We start from the raw sequence: 19,068 nt of genomic DNA, 5'->3' as shown, positions 1-19,068 counted from the left end.
CGGTGTCTCGCGTCTGCTTCAGCCCACACGGCTACCTGACGCTTCGCCGCTGGATCGCCGACAACGAGTTCGACGTCTTGCACGTCCACGAACCCAATTCGCCGAGTCTGTCGATGCTGGCGTTGATGGTCGCGTTGGGGCCGATAGTCACGACGTTTCACACCTCGACGTCGAAGTCGTTGTGGTTGAAGACATTTCAGGGAATCCTGCGCCCGTACCACGAGCGGATCGCAGGGAAGATCGCCGTGTCGGAGCTCGCGCGTCGCTGGCAGATGGAGTCGCTGGGTTCCGACGCGGTCGAGATCCCGAACGGAATCAACTGTGCGGGTTTCGCCGACTCACCTCCACTGCCCGGCTACCCGCACCCCGGCCGGTCGGTGCTGTTCCTCGGTCGCTTCGACGAGCCACGCAAGGGCATCGACATTCTGATGCGTGCATTGCCGACGATCGTCGAGAGTTTTCCCGACGTCCGGATCCTGGTGGTCGGCGGAGGCAACGAGCGTGCGTTGAGGCGTCGAGCAGGAGATCTCGCCGACCACCTCGTACTGCTCGGTCAGGCCGACGACGAGACCAAGGCGCGGGCGCTGGCGTCGGCCGACGTGTACGTGGCACCCAATCTCGGTGGCGAGAGTTTCGGCATTGTTCTGGTGGAGGCCATGGCGGCGGGCGCAGCGGTGGTCGCGAGCAAACTCGACGCCTTCCGACGCGTTCTCGACGACGGCCGTGCCGGAAAGCTGGTTGCTGTCGGTGCTGCTGATGAGCTCGCCGACGCTGTGACAGCACTCCTCTCCGACGACGACGCCCGCGCCGACCTCGTCGAAGCGGGTCGGGCGAGAGCCGCGAAGTACGACTGGTCGCGTGTGGCCGACCAGATCCTGCGCGTATACGAGACGGTCACCGTCGACGCCGGACCCGTCGTGGTGTCGGACTGAGTGGACCCAGAAAGAGTGGGCCCAGAAAGAGTGGACCCTGACAGAGTGGGTACAGCATGAACGGTGCGGCGCACCAACAACTTTCAGTGGCATCGAGTCTTGCCGACGCCGTGCGGTTCTCTGGGATCACGGTCTCGGGCACCGTGGCGTCGATCGTGTTCGTCGTGGTGGTTCTCGTGGTCGTGGCCGCGGCGTGGGCCTACAAGACCGCCAATCGCCTCGACCGGCTGAACGTTCGTGTCGACCTTGCGCGTCGGTCGCTGGAGTCCACGCTCGAGCGACGCAGCGTCGTCGCGCGGGCCATCGCGGCGTGGATGGAGACGTCGACCGACGACCGAGGCAGAAAGGCCGCGGCCTTACTGACCGCGGTCGCCGACCGTGCCGAACGCGCGACGCCGGATCAGCGCGAGGACGCGGAGAACGACGTATCCGCGGCGCTCGCCCGTACCGACAACGGCGTACGTCCGGCGTCACTGTCGATCGAACTCGCCGATGCCGAGACCCGCGTGATGATGGCACGACGCTTCTACAACGACGCCGTTCGCGACACGCGCGCGCTGGCAACCCGCAGACCTGTGCGCTGGCTCAAGCTCGGAGGCACGGCAGCACCGCCCGCGTACTTCGAGATCTCCGAGCGGGTGGCACCCGACGACGAATCGTCCTGACGTGCGGCGAACCTGCGGCCAGGACACAATTCGGGGTCGCCTATCCTGTAATGCCAGGAGCCCAGTGGATCGCCGATGGGCCGTGAACGCGAAATCAGGAGACTTACAGTGAGTCGATTCGAATCAGGGGAGCAGCCCGCGACCGACGCAACCTCGTCGGTCAACGGACACGCCGCTGCTGACTCGCAGGCAGGACACGGCACTGCCCGTGTCAAGCGCGGAATGGCCGAGATGCTCAAGGGCGGCGTGATCATGGACGTCGTGACGCCCGAGCAGGCGAAGATCGCCGAGGACGCGGGGGCTGTCGCGGTCATGGCGCTCGAGCGGGTACCCGCCGACATCCGTGCACAGGGTGGCGTGTCGCGCATGAGCGACCCCGACATGATCGACGGGATCATCAACACGGTCAGCATCCCGGTGATGGCCAAGGCACGTATCGGACACTTCGTCGAGGCGCAGATCCTGCAGAGTCTCGGCGTCGACTACATCGACGAGTCGGAGGTCCTGACGCCCGCCGACTACGCCAATCACATCGACAAGTTCGCGTTCACGGTGCCGTTCGTGTGTGGTGCCACCAACCTCGGCGAGGCGCTTCGACGCATCACCGAAGGTGCTGCGATGATCCGCTCCAAGGGTGAGGCCGGCACCGGCGACGTCTCGAACGCGACGACCCACATGCGCAAGATCCGCGATGAGATCCGACGCCTCACCTCGCTGCCGAAGGACGAATTGTACGTCGCGGCAAAGGAATTGCAGGCTCCGTACGATCTCGTCGTCGAGGTCGCCAACGCGGGCAAACTGCCGGTGACCTTGTTCACCGCCGGCGGCATCGCCACTCCTGCAGACGCCGCGATGATGATGCAGCTCGGCGCTGAGGGCGTGTTCGTCGGTTCCGGCATCTTCAAGTCGGGTAACCCCGCGCAGCGGGCGGCGGCGATCGTGCAGGCAACGACGTTCTACGACGACCCGGATGTGCTCGCGAAGGTCTCGCGCGGACTCGGCGAGGCGATGGTCGGCATCAACGTCGACGACATCCCGGCACCGCATCGTCTTGCCGAGCGCGGCTGGTAGGCGACATCGACGACATGGACACGTTCGCGCCGACAGTGGGTACGTCACCCGCGGGTGGCGAGCCCGCCGGTAGGATCTGCTGACCATGGACTCGGTGAGCATCGTCCGTGATTCGTCGCTGACCGGCAGCGACATCGTCGGAGATCTGCGACTCGACTGGTCGGTGTACAGCGACGTCGGACGTGTCCGCGACGCCAACGAAGACGCCGCTCTCGTGTTGCCCGGACGGTATCTGCTCGCAGATGGCATGGGCGGGCACGAGAGTGGCGAGCTGGCCAGTGAGGCGGCGCTCCTGACGCTGGCGGAGGTCGAGCCTGGTGCCGAACTCGCCGATACCCGAGACGTACTCGACCGACTGCTCGTCGACGCGCAGCAGCGCATCGGTGGTATCGATGGCTTCTCCGACCGACGAGCGGGGACCACTGTGACCGGCGCGGTGCTCGTCACCGACGACGACGTCCTCCACTGGCTGATCCTCAACATCGGCGATTCGCGGACGTACCGGTTCCAGAACGGCACGCTGCAGCTGCTCACACGCGACCATTCACAGGTTCAGGAGTTCGTCGACGCCGGTGTGATCACCGCCGAGCAGGCTCGAATCGACCCGCGCCGCAACGTCATCACCAGGGCGCTCGGTGCGGGTATGTCCGAGCCGGACGCCGACTACTTTTCCACCCCGGCACTACCCGGCGATGTCCTGCTCATCTGCTCCGACGGATTGACCGGCGAGCTGCCCGACGCCGAGATCGCCGAGATTCTCGCGGGTTCCGATTCCGCAGAGGATGCCGCGGCAAGCCTTGTCGACGCCGCGCTGTTCGTCGGCGCGCACGACAACGTGACCGTCGTGGTGGTGTCGGTGCGCAGCGACGAGGAGTCGGGCGAGGTCGGCGGGGAGAGCGTCGAGACGTCGGAGGACACGCCCACATGACAGCGTCGAGGTGCGCTCGCCGATGACGTCCGGGCAGGTTCCGCAGACGCAGGCCGAGCGTGCGTTCGTCGACTATTGCGGCGAGCGGTTCGGGATTCTGGCGGGTCGTCGGTTCTGGATCGGGCGTGAGGCGGATCTGTCCGTCGACGACAATCCCTATCTGCACCGTCGATTCTTGTTGCTGCACAACGTCAATGGCTTGTGGTGGTTGAGTAATCAGGGCGCGCATCTCTCGGCCAGCGTGTCTGCGGGCGACGTCGGATTCTCGGCGGTGCTCGGACCGGGCGCCCGGATGCCGCTGGTCTTCGGCCACACCACGATCGTGTTCACGGCAGGGCCGACCACCTACGAGGTGGACGTCCACACGGTGAGCCCGCACGTCGACGCGGTGACCGCGCCCGAGGTGGTCGGCGGGATGATCACGCAGGGCGTCCCGATGCTGACCGAGAGTCAGAAGCTGCTGATCGTCGTCTTGGCGGAGGAGATCCTGCGTCGTGACGGCACGGGGGCCAGTGCGATCCCCTCGTCGGCGCAGGCCGCGGGGAGACTGGGCTGGTCGCTGACGAAATTCAACCGCAAGCTCGACAACGTGTGCGACAAGCTTGACCAGCTCGGAGTCAGCGGAATGCGAGCAGGCGGCGGAAAGCTCGCGAGCAATCGCCGGGCGAAGCTCGTCGAGTACGCGGTGGCCTCGCGCATCGTCACGCGCGGCGATTTACCCCTCATCGACGAAGAGGCCGCGCGCAACGCCGCCGATTGAGTTCAATTCATTAGCTCTGAACTGCGACGATGCAGCATGGGGAGTTCTCCCCATGCCCAGGGGAGTTCTCCCCATCGACGGGCGACCTGAGCACTCATAACGTCATCTGCACGCGGTGCGAAGTACCGCGAATGACCGAGCCGAGACGGCGTAGACCGATACGGCACAAGCGATGACCGAGGAGATGCTGACATGACCGCACCTACCGCACCCCGCATTCCCGCTGTGCAACTCGACGCCTACGCCGCACGACGTCGTGCCGAGTCGGTGGCACGTCGTCAGGAGGCGTTGGCCCGCCTCGCCGCGCGTCGGATGCCGTTGCCCGGGCCTCCAGCGGCCGTCGCTGTCGGCGAAGGACCTCGGCAGGGCGCGACTGTGGCCGGTGGCCGGGGCGAACGACACATGCACCTGTTGCCGCAGCTCGATGCGAACGTGGGGGAGGCGGCGACGACCGACGAGCACCCGCGCAGCCGACAAGCACCGCCGAAGCCGCAGCTGACGCCGCGGGAGATCGAGGTGCTGCGGACGTGGCTGATGGTCGACACGAAGCCCGCAACCGCTGCGGCGCTGTACATTTCGCTCGGCACTGTGAACACACACCTCACACGTATTCGGGCCAAGTACGCCGAGATCGGCCGTCCTGCCCCGACCAAGGCGGGCCTCGTCGCGCGCGCGGTCCAGGACGGGATCGTCGAGCTCGACGAGCTCTGACCGGGCTGTGTGTCTGCCGCGGTGTCATCATGCGGGATACTGTCCAGGTGGCAGACATCGAAGAGATCCTCCAGGTCGAGCGGATCGAGAAGGACATCTACCGCGGCGGCGCGTTCGAGAGCTTTCTGCAGCGCACGTTCGGCGGCCAGGTCGCGGGTCAGGCGCTCGTCTCGGCCACCCGCACGGTTGACGACAGCTACACGGTGCATTCACTGCACGGATACTTCCTCCGGCCCGGCAATCCCGATATTCCGGCAGTCTTCCTCGTCGACCGCATCCGCGACGGACGGTCGTTCTGCACCCGCAGAGTCACCGGAATCCAGAACGGCGAGGCGATCTTCACGATGTCGGCTTCGTTCCATGTGCACGGCGACGAGGGAATCGAGCACCAGGACCGTATGCCGCCTGCGCCCGACCCCGAGTCGTTGCCCGACAGGGCCGAAACCCTGTCCGACGACGATTCGTCGGTGCTCAAGGAATGGCAGAACTTCGACCTTCGTGTGGTGCCGCGCGAGGACATGGTGACGAATCCGTATTTCGCTGCGCAGCAACGAGTCTGGTTCCGGTACCGACACCGACTGCCCGACGATCAGACCATCCACGTGTGCACGCTGGCCTACATGAGTGACATGACGTTGCTCGGATCGTCGAAGGTGCCGCACCCCGGTATCGAACCGCAGGCGGCCTCGCTCGACCACGCCATGTGGTTCATGCGACCGTTCCGTGCCGACGAATGGCTGCTCTACGACCAGAGCTCGCCGTCGGCCGGGGGTGGCCGCGCGCTGACCCAGGGCCGCATCTTCGATCGCGACGGTCGGCTCGTCGCTGCGGTCACACAAGAGGGTCTGAGCCGCACCGGCCGCCAGATGCCCGCCGACCAGCACGCACGGCACGACAGGTGACCGCGGACACCGGATCGCCACGTGTCGGAGTCCTCGCACTGCAGGGTGATGTGCGCGAACATCTCGCCGCCGTCGCCGCTGCGGGAGCGACGCCGATCAGTGTGCGTCGTCGCGAAGAACTCGACGCCGTCGACGGATTGATCATCCCGGGCGGGGAGTCGACGACGATGAGCAGACTCCTGGGCGTGTTCGACCTCTACGAACCGCTGCGCGCGCGCCTCCGCGATGGCATGCCTGCCTACGGTTCGTGTGCGGGAATGATCATGCTCGCCTCGGAGATCCTCGACACACGGCCCGATGCCCGGCATCTCGACGCGCTCGACATCACGGTGCGACGCAACGCGTTCGGACGGCAGGTGGAATCGTTCGAGACCGATCTGGAGGTCGACGGCATCACCGACGGTCACCCGATGCGTGCGGTCTTCATCCGCGCGCCCTGGGTCGAGCGGGCAGGCGAGCGCGTGGAGGTTCTGGCCCGAGTGACCGAGGGTCCCGCGGAGGGTCGGATCGTCGCGGTACGTCAGGGTGACGTCCTCGCGACGTCGTTTCATCCGGAGGTGACAGGCGATCGACGAGTGCACGAATACTTCGTCGGGATGGTCGCCGCTAAGATCGAATGACGAACGACACCGTGCGTGGCAACGACGCCGCGGGCACGCGAAAGGATCGGAACAGCGTATGAGCGGCCATTCCAAATGGGCGACCACCAAGCACAAGAAGGCGGTCATCGACGCCAAGCGCGGCAAGATGTTCGCCAAGTTGATCAAGAACATCGAGGTCGCGGCACGTACCGGGGGTAGTGACCCCGCCGGTAATCCGACGCTGTACGACGCGATCCAGAAGGCGAAGAAGAGCTCGGTACCCAACGACAACATCGAGCGCGCACGCAAGCGCGGCGGTGGCGAAGAAGCCGGTGGCGCCGACTGGCAGACCATCACGTATGAGGGTTACGGACCGAACGGCGTCGCGATCCTCATCGAGTGCCTGACCGACAACCGCAATCGCGCTGCCGGCGAGGTCCGCACCGCGATGACGCGTAACGGCGGCAACATGGCCGACCCGGGTTCGGTGGCCTACCTCTTCACCCGCCGAGGTGTGGTGACGCTGGAGAAGAACGGACAGTCCGAGGACGACATCCTGATGGCGGTCCTCGATGCCGGCGCTGAGGAAGTCAACGATCTCGGCGACTCGTTCGAGGTGGTCAGCGAGCCGACCGACCTCGTCGCTGTGCGCACCGCACTGGTCGACGCCGGTATCGACTACGACTCCGCCGAGGCCGACTTTCGTGCCTCCGTCGAGGTGCCGGTCGACGCCGAGGGCGCCCGAAAGGTCTTCAAGCTGATCGACGCGCTCGAAGACTGTGACGACGTCCAGGACGTGTACAGCAACGTCGACGTCAGCGACGAGGTCCTCGCGGAACTCGACGCCTGAGTTTCAGTTCGTTCGGGCGAGCGCCGGTCGGTCCGGGTGGTCGTAGCGCACCTCGAGGTCGGCGGTCGGAGCGTGCGCATCGTCGTCGAGCAGGGGTCGGATGGTCCACTGCTCGGCGTCGGGCGTCCGGCGTCGCAGAGCGCCCTCCGACATGGCCAGGTGGATCACTAGGTCGAGGTCGAGTCCGTGTGTGCGCAGCATCGGGCCTGCGACGACGATGATCTGGGAGTCGGTGGCGTACTGGTGTTCGTCGCGAAATGATCTGTCGCGCACCGGGTCCCATAACCGTGGCAGCCATCGTCGATGCGTCTGGACGGCGTCGATCACCTCCCGGCCGATCGCGGCGAAGTCGAACCAGTTCTCCCGGTATGACTCGGGATCGGATCTGCCGTACTCCAGCCGCAGCGATGCCGGGCGCAGATAGTCCGACGTGTGGACAACGGCCGCCGCTCGGCCGCGCGCTCGCAGACCGTCGACGATCTCGGAGGCGAGTATCTCTGGCGTGGCGGCGGGCGCGCCGTCGACTCCGACGACGGCGATGCCGGGAAGGTCGGCGCAGCGGTCGATGCACAGCTCCGCCAGGCCCTGCGGAGTAAACGGTTCGAATCGCGTCATCGAGTCCACTCTTACGCCGTGTCGATCACCCGCATTGTCGGGCCCCCTCGGTAATATCTCGAACAACTGTTCGCTGCAATCCGAGGAGTACGTGTGCGAGTGATGGGCGTCGACCCGGGGCTGACGCGATGCGGTATCGCCCTCGTCGAGTCGGGTGCTGGTCGCCAGGTGACTGCGCTCGACGTCGACGTTGTCCGCACACCGACCGACATGGACCTCGAACGACGACTGCTCGCGGTGTACACCGCGGCCTCTCATTGGCTCGACACGCACCACCCCGACGTCGTCGCGATCGAGCGGGTGTTCGCCCAGAACCAGGTCTCCACGGCGATGGGCACCGCGCAGGCAGGTGGCGTCATCGCGCTCGCCGCAGGTCAGCGCGAGATACCCGTACGCTTCCACACCCCATCTGAGGTCAAAGCCGCGGTGACCGGCAGCGGACGTGCCGACAAAGCGCAGGTCACCGCAATGGTCACCCGCATTCTCGGCATGCAGACCAAGCCGCGCCCCGCCGACGCCGCCGACGCGTTGGCTCTCGCGATCTGCCACTGTTGGCGAGGCCCGATGGCCGAGCGGATGCTGGCTGCGCAGCGGCAGGCCGAGGCCGCGGCCGTCCGACATCGTGAGAAGATCGCCGCCGCGCGCGAGCGCGCCGCCGATACCGCGCGCGAGCGCGCCGCCGATACCGCGCGCGAGCGCGCCGCCAGCGCAGCACAGGGGAGGAGCGGATCATGATCGCATCTGTTCGTGGGCCGGTTGTCGACGTCGCGCTCGACCATGTGGTGATCGATTGCGCCGGTGTCGGATACCGCGTTCTCGCCACGCCGTCGACGTTGTCGCGGATGCATCGGGGTGAGGAGTCGACGCTGCTCACCTCGATGATCGTGCGCGAGGACTCGATGACCCTGTACGGGTTCACCGAGCCCGACGCCAGAGCGTTGTTCGCGCTGTTGCAGACCGTGACCGGTGTCGGGCCGCGGCTCGCGATGGCCACGCTGGCCGTCCTCGAACCCGAGGCGCTGCGCAGGGCTCTGGCCGACTCCGACGTCACAGCGCTCACCTCCGTCCCCGGGATCGGCAAGCGGGTCGCCGAGCGGCTCGTCGTCGAGCTTCGTGACAAGGTCGACCGCCCGGCGGTAGACGGATCGGTAGGCGTAAGCGTCACCGGCGGTGGAGTGCGGGCTCAGGTTATCGAGGCGCTCATCGGGCTCGGCTTCACCGCGGCGCCCGCGGAGAAGGCCGTCGTCGCGATTCTCGCGGAGACACCTGATGCCGACGCGTCCGCCGCCTTGCGGAAATCCCTTGCGGTGCTGGGTAAGTCGTGATGAGTTCCGACGAGCCGATCGAGCGCGAGGTCAACGCGACGCCCGTGCGGTCCGATGGCGACCTCGACGCGGGCCTGCGTCCGCGTTCACTGGCCGACTTCATCGGGCAACCGCGGGTGTGTGAACAGCTCGAACTCGTTCTGCACGGAGCGCGTGGTCGGGGAGGAACACCCGACCACATCCTGTTGTCCGGACCTCCTGGGCTGGGCAAGACGTCGTTGGCGATGATCATCGCCGCCGAGATGGGGGCCGCGATCAGGGTCACGTCTGGTCCGGCGCTCGAGAGGGCAGGCGATCTCGCGGCGATGCTGTCGAATCTGGTCGAGGGAGACGTGCTCTTCATAGACGAGATTCACCGAATCGCCCGCCCCGCAGAGGAGATGCTGTATCTCGCCATGGAGGACTTCCGAGTCGACGTCGTGGTGGGCAAGGGGCCGGGCGCGACGTCGATTCCACTCGACGTCGCACCGTTCACGCTCGTCGGAGCGACCACGCGGTCGGGGTCGCTGACCGGCCCGCTGCGCGACAGATTCGGGTTCACCGCCCACATGGAGTTCTACGAGACCGACGAGTTGGTGCGAGTCCTCCGCCGTTCTGCGGGCATTCTCGGCATCGATCTCGGCGGCGACGCGGCGTCGGAGATCGCGAGTCGGTCACGCGGGACACCGCGTATCGCGAATCGGCTGCTGCGGCGTGTACGCGACTATGCGGAGGTGCGCGGTGACGGAACCGTCACTGTCGACACCGCACGGGCTGCGCTGGCCGTCTACGACGTCGACGAACTCGGCTTCGACCGGCTCGACCGCGCCGTGCTCAATGCGCTGATCAGGGCTTTCGGCGGTGGACCGGTGGGTGTGTCGACTCTGGCCGTTGCCGTCGGCGAAGAGCCCGCAACCGTCGAAGAGGTCTGCGAACCCTTTCTCGTGCGTGCGGGGATGATCGCGCGGACTCCACGCGGTCGAGTGGCGACGGCCGCGGCGTGGCACCACCTCGGATTGACACCGCCTGCGGGTGCGCTGAACGCGACATTCGGTGTTCGTCCGCGCGACGTCGACGGTGAATCGCTGTTCGACGACCTCTGAGCACCCAGGTAGTGAGCCAAATGTCCGAATTCGCGGCATGGCACACTAGAGGGAGTGCACTGCTACGGCGTGCAACCTCAACATTCAACGAAGGACTGATCGCTCTCTCATGGAATCTCTGCTCTTTCCGCTTCTGCTCGTGCTCCTCGCCGGCTTCATGTTCTTCTCCATGCGCAAGCAGAAGAAGCGCGCTGCCGAGCAGCAGGACATGCAGAATTCGATTCAGACCGGCACGCGCATCCAGCTCACCTCGGGCCTGTTCGGCACCATCATCGACGCCTCGTCGGCGGACTACATCGACGTCGAGATCGCGACCGGAGTGGTCACGCGCTGGAATCGCCTGGCAATTATGAAGGTCGTACCCACCGAGGATGCCGCGGCGACCTACGCCGGTTACGTCCCGCCGAGCGCACCCCTCACCGCAGACGGTGACGAGTTCTCGACCATCGACGGCACCGTGAGCTACGACTCCCTCTCGGGTGGCGACGACGACCGCGACGCCGACGACACAGAGATCAACCTGCGTAAGGATCAGGGCGGAAACAGCTCCGATTCGGACAAGTAACGCGTCTGGTCTGTGCAGCACTGCTGGCGCGTCACACTGCCAGGTGGGGGTGTGTGAACGCGTCAGCGCTGATCAGTAGAGTGGCGTGCGGCCGTGTGGCCTATCAGTACAGTGGCCTGCGGCCATCTGACGCGCGCTGAAGGAGATCGAGTACAACGTGACCACCCCTCGCCGGGCGACAGAGACGTCGACCAACAAACGGGCGTCGACCAACACACGAGGATCGTCGACCAAGACACGAGGGTCGTCGACCACAAAGCCAGCGAAGAAGCGGCGGTCGCCAGCGCGCGAGATCCCGCCATGGCGCCCGCTGACACTGTTCTTCGTGCTGCTTGCGGCGATCTACGCGCTCATCTTCTTCACCGGTGGCGGATCACCGGAGCCGAAGCTCGGCATCGACCTACAGGGTGGCACCCGAGTTACGTTGACGGCGCGTACGGAGTCGGGCAATCCGCCAACGCGTGAACAACTCGATCAGGCCAAGCAGATCATCGAGCAGCGCGTCAACGGCCTCGGCGTCTCCGGGTCCGAGGTCGTCGTCAACGGCAGCAACCTGATCATCACGGTCCCCGGTCAAGACGGTGCCCAGGCCAAAACGCTCGGCCAGACCGCTCGCCTGTTCGTACGTCCCGTCGTCGAGGTGCAGGCCGCCACGCCGCAGCCGAAGAAGGACGACGCGGCGAAACCGACCGACGAGCAGCCCGCCGACCAGGCGGCCAAGGCGATCGAGGAACAGCGCAAGCTGCGACAGGTTCCCGCAGGCGCCAACACCGACGGGCTCAAGGCCTACATGGCCAAGATGGACTGCTCGACCGGCGCGAACGATCCACTTCTCGGTAACGACATCTCCGATCAGTACCTCGTGGCGTGCTCGGAGGACGGCAAGCAGGTCTACCTGCTCGCGCCCCAGATCATCGACGGTCGCGACATCAGTTCTGCGAGCTCGGGATCCGATCAGCAGACCGGTGCGTGGACGGTCTACCTCGACTTCAAGCCGAACGCGGCGCAGACCTGGAGCGAGTTCACCGCCAAGAACATCGGCAACACCACCGCGTTCGTCCTCGACAGCCGTGTCGTGTCGGCCGCGACGATCAATTCGCAGATCTCCGGCGGCAAGACACAGATCACCGGATCGTTCAACGAGACAGAGGCCAGCGACCTCGCCAATGTGCTGAAGTACGGCTCGCTGCCGCTCTCGTTCAAGACGTCCGACGCCGAGACGGTCTCGGCAACGCTGGGTCTGCAGTCGTTGCGTGCGGGTCTGATTGCCGGCCTGATCGGTCTGATCGCGGTCTTCATCTACGCCCTCCTCTACTACCGCGCGCTCGGTTTCCTGACGATCCTCTCGCTGATCCTCGCCGGTGCCGCGGTCTACGGCATCATCGTGTTGCTCGGCCGATGGATCGGATTCACGCTCGACCTCGCGGGTATCGCGGGTCTGATCATCGGTATCGGTATGACGGCCGACTCGTTCGTCGTCTACTTCGAACGCATCAAGGACGAGATGCGCGAGGGACGAAGTTTCCGATCGGCGGTGCCGCGTGGCTGGGCCAGCGCCCGCCGGACCATCTGGTCGGGCAACGCGGTCAGCTTCATCGCCGCAGCCGTGATCTACATCCTCGCGATCGGTGAGGTCCGTGGATTCGCGTTCACGTTGGGTCTCACAACCATCCTCGACGTCGTCGTGGTCTTCCTCGTCACCCATCCGCTTGTTGTGCTGGCCAGCAGGAGCGACTTCCTCTCGCGGCCGAACATCAACGGCCTCGGCGCGGTGAGTGAGGTGGCGCGGCAGCGTCGCCAGCGCACCAGCAGGGCAGACCGGGCGGCCGCAGAGCGCACCGACAACGAGCAGACCGTCGCAGAAGGAACGTCGAAATGACAACCACCAACGACACACGCGACGGCTCGGCGCCGACTCCGTCTGCCGGAAGCGACGCCGACTTCGTCGCCGACACCAACAGGTCGTTCCTGTCTCGGCTCTACACCGGCACCGGTGCATTCGAGATCGTCGGACGCAGGCGCATGTGGTACCTGGTGAGCCTGGCGATCGTCGTCATCTGCATCGCTTCTATCGCCATCCGAGGGTTCTCCTTCGGTATCGAGTTCGAAGGCGGAACACAGGTCTCCATCCCCGTCACCCAGGGTGTGACGAGTCAATCCGTCGAAGACGTCACGACCAAGGCGCTGGGCAGCGCACCGGAAGCGGTCCAGACCGCGGGTTCCGGTGCTGCGCAGACCGTGCAGGTGCGTACCGAGACGCTGACGGTGCAGCAGGCATCGACACTCACCCAGGCGCTGACCGACCGCTTCGGGCCAGAACTCACCAACCGCGACGTGAGCATCTCCGAGGTGAGTTCGACCTGGGGCAAAGAGATCACCGAGAAGATGCTCATCGCGCTTGCGGTGTTCCTCGTGATCGTCTTCGTCTACATCGCCATCCGCTTCGACAGGGAGATGTCGGTTGCTGCACTCGCCTCGCTGTTGTTCGACATCGTCGTGACGGCAGGCATCTATTCGCTCGTCGGTTTCGAGGTCACTCCGGCAACGGTGATCGGTCTGCTCACCATCCTGGGCTTCTCGATCTACGACACCGTCGTCGTGTTCGACAAGGTCGGTGAGAACACCCGGTCGGTCTTGCAGACGACGCGTCGGACGTACGCCGAGCAGGCCAACCTCGCGATCAACCAGACCCTGATGCGGTCGATCAACACGACGGTCATCTCTGTGCTGCCGATCATCGCGCTGATGGTGATCGCCGTGTGGTTGCTCGGTGTCGGCACGCTCAAGGACCTCGCACTGATCCAGTTGGTCGGCGTGGTCGTCGGTACCTACTCGTCGATCTTCCTCGCGGCCCCGCTGCTCGTCACGCTCAAGGAACGTCGTTCCGACATCAAGAAGCACACCGCGCGTGTGCTGGCGCGTCGCAGCGCGATCGAGGCCGGTGAGGACGTCAGCGCGGCAGACCGGCCGGTTCGTGGTCGCTCGAGTACGGCGTCGAGCACACGGAGTGCTCGCGCTGCAAAGGATGCGGGGGAGGAGCTGCAGGCTCCTACCGGCAAGCGTCGGCGTTCCCGATAGGCGCGCCGTGACGTCAGTGCGCAGCACGAAAGTGCTCGCGATGGTGTTGGCGGGCCTCGTCATGGTCGGGGTGGTCGCCGCGTGCGGCGACGACCCACCGCCGACGCTCGACTACCTCACCGACGCGCGCCTGAGCACGGCCAACGCGAACACCGCCGCAGGCAACGCCGACGGCGCGTTGATGCTGACCGGCCGAGTACTCCCCGGGTTCAGTTATCTCGGGGCGTCGGGTCAGGTGACGCCCGACCGTGACATCGGCACCGTGAGCGTGCAGGCGGGTCCGGTGCAGACGCTGACCTACCAGTTCACGCCCGACGCCGCGTTCTCCGACGGCACGCCCCTGGACTGCGACGATCTGGTCCTCGCGTGGACGGCGATGAGCGGACGGTTTCCGGAGTTCGGGGCCGCGACCACCGCCGGGTACCGCGACATCGACGCCGTCGACTGCAAGGCGGGCTCCAAGTCGGCGACAGTGACCTTCAAGCGCGGCCGCGACTACCGTGACTGGCTCTCCCTGTTCGGCGCGGGCACGCTCATGCCCGCGCAGGTGGTCGGCCGTGTCGCAGGCGTCGCCGACGTGCTGACGTCGATCAGGTCGTCCGACCGCGCAGCGATCCGGAGGATCGCGAAGGCCTGGACGTCGGCGTTCGAGCTGCGAGCGGGCGGCGATGCCGACAACGTACCGTCGTCGGGTCCCTACGAGATCTCCGAAGTGACCGACGCAGGCGTGCTGCTCGTCCCCAACCCGAAGTGGTGGGGAGACGCGCCCAAGGTGTCGCGGATTCTCGTGCACGGCAGGTCCGACTCGGCTCGCCTCATCACCGGCAACTCGTACAGCGTCGCCGACGTGACTGCAGGCCTGACAGACGGCGACGCCAAACGCAGCGACCAGAACTCCGCGGGGCAGGTGCAAGCCCCCGACGCGCCCGGCCGGGCGCTGGGCGTCGAAGAAGTGGTGCTCTCGCGACGTGGGGTCTTCGCCGACGTCGCTGTTCGACGGGCGTTCGCCAGTTGTGTACCCCGGGATGCGCTGACGCGCACGTTCGGCCAGGGCGCGCAGTTGTGGAACCTGCGGACGCTCGCACCCGCGGACCGCCTCGCGGCAGCAATCAACGGCGAATTCGGTCAGGGATACCTGCGTGCGAACACCGCCAAGTCGCGAGAACTCCTCGCTGGAGCGGGTGAGGAGTCGGGCATCCGGGTCCGCATCGGCTACCTCGCGCCAGGTGACCGCCAACGGCAGATGGTCGCAGCGATCGCCGACTCCTGCCGCGCCGCCGGCATCTCGGTCACCGATGTGTCGTCGCCACAGTTCGGTATCAGCGACCTCGGAAAGACCGCCGACGCGGTGTTGGTGGTCAACGGAGCGTCGTTCGCCGCGGCGGGCGCAGCCGACCCGAGCCGAGACGCGTATCAGCTGTTCGACGGAGACCCGTTGGACATCAACGACTTTGACGATCAAGCAGTCTCCGACGCTATCGCCGCCCGCAGCGTCGGCGCGCTCGGAAGCGAACACTTGAGTCTTGTCCGGACGATCGAGGGCGCGGCGTGGTCGGATGTCCCGTCGATTCCGTTGTTCGCTGCTCCGCGGGTTCGACGATGGAATGATCGAGTCGACAACGTGGTTGCCGGACTCGGCCGCAATGGAACGGGATGGAACATGGATCGGTGGGTGAGCGGTGAGTGAGCGCGTGAGCAGCGGGCGCGCGACCGGCGGTTCCGACGAGGTCACGCGCGAGGCGGTCCTCCGGGCCCGGGCGGCGATCGCCGAGCATCAACGCACGGTTCCCGACTTTCCGAAGCCGGGCATCCTCTTTCGTGATCTGACCCCGGTCCTCGCCGACACGGAGGGATTCTCGTCGATCGTGACGGCGCTGACACACGGGTGTTCGGGCGTCGACCTCGTGGCGGGAATCGACGCGCGCGGCTTCTTGGTCGGCGGTGCCGTCGCACAAGAGCTGGAGCTCGGCATCCTGGCGGTCCGTAAGGGCGGAAAACTGCCCCCGCCGGTCTACGGCGTCGACTACGACCTCGAGTACGGCACAGCTCGGCTGGAGATCCCGGCGAGCGGCATCGACATCACCGGTCGGCGCGTGCTGATCGTCGACGACGTCCTCGCAACGGGTGGAACCGCTGTCGCGGCGTCGAAACTCATGGGTCTGGCGGGTGCCTCGGTTGTCGGGGTCGCGGTGATCATGGAGCTCGCCGATCTCGGCGGGCGCGCGAAGATCGCTGCCGAACTCGGGCCGGAAGTGGGCCTGCACGCGATCACCGACGACCGCTGAGCCCGGTCGGTCCGCAGCGCACGCCGCGCCCGGCGTCGGCGCCGGATTAGACTCGTCACATACGGTGTTGAAATCTTCCGGGATCAGTTCTCATCGGTCGACGTCCGCGTGTCGGTACGGCGGCCTGACGTCCTGAGAAGACGCACCACGAGAAGGAGGCAGCATGGCGAACGAGACCGAGGCGGCCGTCGCTCGTGAGCGGGTCACGCCGACCGCCCCCGCAGAGCAGGCCCGTCCCGCTGCTCCCGCCCCGGTGAGTGCGCCCGATGGCACTGGGGCCACCGAGCCCGCTGCTCCCGCCGACACCACGCATGCCTCGGCGTCGCGGCGCGTTCGCGCTCGACTCGCACGTCGGATGACCGCGACCCGCAGCTCGGTGCGCCCGGTGCTCGAACCCCTGGTCACCCTGCATCGGGAGATCTATCCCAAGGCCGACATCGCGCTTCTGCAGCACGCCTACGACGTCGCCGACGAACGCCATCGTGGTCAGAACCGGAAGTCGGGCGATCCGTACATCACCCATCCGCTCGCGGTCGCGACGATTCTCGCCGATCTCGGGATGGACACCACCACGCTCGTCGCCGCGCTGTTGCACGACACCGTCGAGGACACCGGCTACACCCTCGAGGCGCTCGAGAGTGAATTCGGTGCCGAGGTCGCCCATCTCGTCGACGGCGTGACCAAGCTCGACAAGGTGGCCCTCGGCAGCGCCGCCGAAGCCGAGACGATCCGCAAGATGATCATCGCGATGGCACGCGATCCGCGGGTTCTCGTCATCAAGGTCGCCGACCGCCTCCACAACATGCGCACGATGCGCTTCCTCCCGCCGGAGAAGCAGGCGCGCAAGGCTCGTGAAACGCTGGAAGTGATTGCGCCACTTGCCCATCGGCTCGGCATGGCAACGGTCAAGTGGGAACTCGAAGACCTCTCTTTCGCGATTCTGCACCCCAAGCGCTACGAGGAGATCGTGCGGCTCGTTGCCGACCGCGCGCCCTCGCGCGACACCTATCTCGCCCGTGTGCGCGCCGACATCAACAACGCGCTGTCGTCGGCCAAGATCACCGCGACGGTCGAGGGTAGGCCCAAGCACTACTGGTCGATCTATCAGAAGATGATCGTCAAGGGTCGCGACTTCGACGACATCCACGATCTCGTCGGCATGCGCATCCTGTGCGACGACGTGCGTGACTGCTACGCGGCGGTCGGCGTCGTGCATTCGCTGTGGCAGCCGATGGCCGGACGTTTCAAGGACTACATCGCTCAGCCGAGGTTCGGCGTGTACCAGTCGTTGCACACCACGGTCATCGGGCCGGAGGGCAAGCCCCTCGAGATTCAGATCCGCACCAACGACATGCACCGCACCGCCGAATTCGGTATCGCCGCGCATTGGCGATACAAGGAGGGTGGCTACCGGGATCGCAAGGGACGCAAGACCGATACGGCCGAGATCGACGACATGGCGTGGATGCGTCAACTCCTCGATTGGCAACGAGAAGCCGCCGACCCCGGCGAGTTTCTCGAGTCGCTGCGCTACGACCTCGCCGTCAAGGAGATCTTCGTCTTCACGCCGAAGGGCGACGTGATCACGCTGCCCGCGGGCTCGACGCCCGTCGACTTCGCCTACGCGGTGCACACCGAGGTGGGGCACCGATGTATCGGTGCCCGCGTCAACGGCCGACTCGTCGCGCTCGAACGCGAACTCGAGAACGGCGAAGTCGTCGAGGTGTTCACGTCGAAGGCTCCCAACGCCGGGCCGAGCAAGGACTGGCAGAACTTCGTCGTCTCGCCCCGAGCGAAGGCCAAGATCCGCCAGTGGTTCGCCAAGGAGCGTCGTGAAGAGGCTCTGGAGACCGGCAAGGACGCGATCGCCAAAGAGGTTCGACGAGGCGGATTGCCACTGCAGCGTCTGATGAGCGCCGAGTCGATGGCCGCGATCGCCAAGGAACTGCGCTACGCCGACGTCAGCGCGCTGTACACGGCTGTCGGCGAGAACCATGTGTCCGCACGGCACGTCGTGAATCGGCTCGTCTCGTCCCTCGGTGGCATCGACGACGCCGCAGAGGAGATCGCCGAGCGATCGACACTGTCGACGATGCCGTCGCGGACCAGGGCAGGCGGCGATGCCGGGGTCGTCATCGAGGGTGTCGACAACGTCCTCATCAAGCTCGCGAAGTGTTGTACGCCGGTTCCCGGCGACGACATCCTCGGCTTCATCACGCGCGGCGGGGGTGTCAGCGTCCACCGCACCGACTGCACCAACGCGGGTGAACTGCGCCGCCAGGACGAACGAATCATCCCTGTGACCTGGGCGCCGTCGGCCGAGTCGGTGTTCCTGGTCGCCATCCAGGTGGAGGCCCTCGACCGTCACCGGCTGCTGTCGGACGTGACCAAGGTACTCGCCGACGAAAAGGTGAACATCCTCTCGGCGTCGGTGACCACGAGCCGCGACCGCGTCGCGGTCAGCAAGTTCACCTTCGAGATGGGCGACCCCAAACACCTCGGCCACGTTCTGAACGTCGTGCGCAACGTCGAGGGCGTCTACGACGTCTACCGCGTGACCTCCGCGGCGTAGCTGCGCGCCCGCTCAACGGTCTCGGGCGCCCAGTGGGCGTTCTCGGGCGCACACTCGACACAGAGAAGCGGGGGGGGGGGGGGGGGGGGGGGGGGGGGGGGGGGGGGGGGGGGGGGGGGGGGGGGGGGGGGGGGGGGGGGCGGGGG

Annotated in this window: 19 protein-coding genes; 18 read left to right on the top strand and 1 reads right to left on the bottom strand. The window is 66.3% G+C overall.

What is annotated here, in order from left to right:
* From A5766_RS12810 to A5766_RS12770, 9 genes are all read left to right on the top strand, one after another.
* A partial coding sequence (locus A5766_RS12810; RefSeq protein ID WP_064864610.1) for a glycosyltransferase family 4 protein occupies window positions 1–932 on the top strand: 932 nt, incomplete at its 5' end.
* 143 nt (window positions 933–1,075) lie between these two features.
* Window positions 1,076–1,597 carry an NUDIX hydrolase gene (locus A5766_RS12805; RefSeq protein ID WP_039855655.1) on the top strand — a complete coding sequence of 174 codons (522 nt, stop codon included), beginning with the start codon at window positions 1,076–1,078 and terminating at the stop codon, window positions 1,595–1,597.
* 108 nt (window positions 1,598–1,705) lie between these two features.
* A complete protein-coding gene (gene pdxS, locus A5766_RS12800; protein ID WP_005206034.1) occupies window positions 1,706–2,668 on the top strand; it encodes a pyridoxal 5'-phosphate synthase lyase subunit PdxS in 963 nt (320 codons plus the stop codon).
* Between the two features lie 85 nt (window positions 2,669–2,753).
* Entirely contained in the window at window positions 2,754–3,596 is an 843-nt protein-coding gene (locus A5766_RS12795) for a PP2C family protein-serine/threonine phosphatase (RefSeq protein WP_005206033.1), read from the top strand.
* Between the two features lie 22 nt (window positions 3,597–3,618).
* Entirely contained in the window at window positions 3,619–4,356 is a 738-nt protein-coding gene (locus A5766_RS12790; protein WP_005206031.1) for a hypothetical protein, read from the top strand.
* Window positions 4,357–4,548: 192 nt separating this feature from the next.
* Entirely contained in the window at window positions 4,549–5,067 is a 519-nt protein-coding gene (locus tag A5766_RS12785) for a helix-turn-helix transcriptional regulator (protein ID WP_005206028.1), read from the top strand.
* A 47-nt stretch (window positions 5,068–5,114) separates the two neighbouring features.
* Complete coding sequence (locus A5766_RS12780) at window positions 5,115–5,969, top strand: acyl-CoA thioesterase (protein ID WP_039855647.1); 855 nt, start codon at window positions 5,115–5,117, stop codon at window positions 5,967–5,969.
* A complete protein-coding gene (pdxT, locus tag A5766_RS12775) occupies window positions 5,966–6,589 on the top strand; it encodes a pyridoxal 5'-phosphate synthase glutaminase subunit PdxT (protein WP_005206024.1) in 624 nt (207 codons plus the stop codon). The genes A5766_RS12780 and pdxT overlap by 4 nt, the downstream gene beginning before the upstream one ends.
* Before the next feature lie 58 nt (window positions 6,590–6,647).
* Window positions 6,648–7,400: a YebC/PmpR family DNA-binding transcriptional regulator gene (locus tag A5766_RS12770; protein ID WP_005206023.1), complete on the top strand. Its 753-nt coding sequence runs from the start codon at window positions 6,648–6,650 to the stop codon at window positions 7,398–7,400.
* 3 nt (window positions 7,401–7,403) lie between these two features.
* Here the strand turns inward: A5766_RS12770 and A5766_RS12765 are convergent, their stop codons facing one another.
* Complete coding sequence (locus A5766_RS12765) at window positions 7,404–8,015, bottom strand: hypothetical protein (protein ID WP_064904979.1); 612 nt, start codon at window positions 8,013–8,015, stop codon at window positions 7,404–7,406.
* 93 nt (window positions 8,016–8,108) lie between these two features.
* Between A5766_RS12765 and ruvC the strand changes: the two genes are divergently transcribed.
* The 9 genes from ruvC to A5766_RS12720 all read left to right on the top strand — a co-directional run bounded on the left by ruvC (window position 8,109) and on the right by A5766_RS12720 (window position 18,922).
* Window positions 8,109–8,750: a crossover junction endodeoxyribonuclease RuvC gene (ruvC, locus tag A5766_RS12760; protein ID WP_005202612.1), complete on the top strand. Its 642-nt coding sequence runs from the start codon at window positions 8,109–8,111 to the stop codon at window positions 8,748–8,750.
* Complete coding sequence (gene ruvA, locus A5766_RS12755; RefSeq protein ID WP_005202613.1) at window positions 8,747–9,340, top strand: Holliday junction branch migration protein RuvA; 594 nt, start codon at window positions 8,747–8,749, stop codon at window positions 9,338–9,340. Before ruvC ends, ruvA begins: the two co-directional genes overlap by 4 nt.
* Entirely contained in the window at window positions 9,340–10,422 is a 1,083-nt protein-coding gene (gene ruvB / locus A5766_RS12750) for a Holliday junction branch migration DNA helicase RuvB (protein WP_005202614.1), read from the top strand. The genes ruvA and ruvB overlap by 1 nt, the downstream gene beginning before the upstream one ends.
* 109 nt (window positions 10,423–10,531) lie before the next feature.
* On the top strand, window positions 10,532–10,987 hold the full coding sequence (yajC, locus tag A5766_RS12745) for a preprotein translocase subunit YajC (RefSeq protein WP_005202615.1): 456 nt from the start codon (window positions 10,532–10,534) through the stop codon (window positions 10,985–10,987).
* A gap of 157 nt (window positions 10,988–11,144) precedes the next feature.
* The gene (gene secD, locus A5766_RS12740; protein WP_064904978.1) at window positions 11,145–12,866 is read left to right on the top strand and encodes a protein translocase subunit SecD; all 1,722 of its coding nucleotides are present in this window, start codon (window positions 11,145–11,147) and stop codon (window positions 12,864–12,866) included.
* Window positions 12,863–14,065, top strand: a complete 1,203-nt coding sequence (gene secF, locus A5766_RS12735) for a protein translocase subunit SecF (protein WP_064904977.1) — start codon at window positions 12,863–12,865, stop codon at window positions 14,063–14,065. Before secD ends, secF begins: the two co-directional genes overlap by 4 nt.
* 7 nt (window positions 14,066–14,072) lie before the next feature.
* Window positions 14,073–15,752, top strand: a complete 1,680-nt coding sequence (locus A5766_RS12730; protein ID WP_197500816.1) for an ABC transporter substrate-binding protein — start codon at window positions 14,073–14,075, stop codon at window positions 15,750–15,752.
* A 4-nt stretch (window positions 15,753–15,756) separates the two neighbouring features.
* Window positions 15,757–16,350, top strand: a complete 594-nt coding sequence (locus A5766_RS12725; RefSeq protein ID WP_156527454.1) for an adenine phosphoribosyltransferase — start codon at window positions 15,757–15,759, stop codon at window positions 16,348–16,350.
* A gap of 163 nt (window positions 16,351–16,513) precedes the next feature.
* Window positions 16,514–18,922 (top strand): RelA/SpoT family protein, encoded by a 2,409-nt coding sequence (locus A5766_RS12720; protein ID WP_005202624.1) that lies wholly within the window; start codon window positions 16,514–16,516, stop codon window positions 18,920–18,922.
* Window positions 18,923–19,068 lie beyond the last annotated feature (146 nt).

Source organism: Gordonia sp. 852002-51296_SCH5728562-b, assembly GCF_001665475.1.
GTDB classification, from domain to species: domain Bacteria; phylum Actinomycetota; class Actinomycetes; order Mycobacteriales; family Mycobacteriaceae; genus Gordonia; species Gordonia sputi.
Note: the sequence above shows the minus strand (reverse complement) of the source record. Positions and strands in the feature narration are given on the sequence as shown.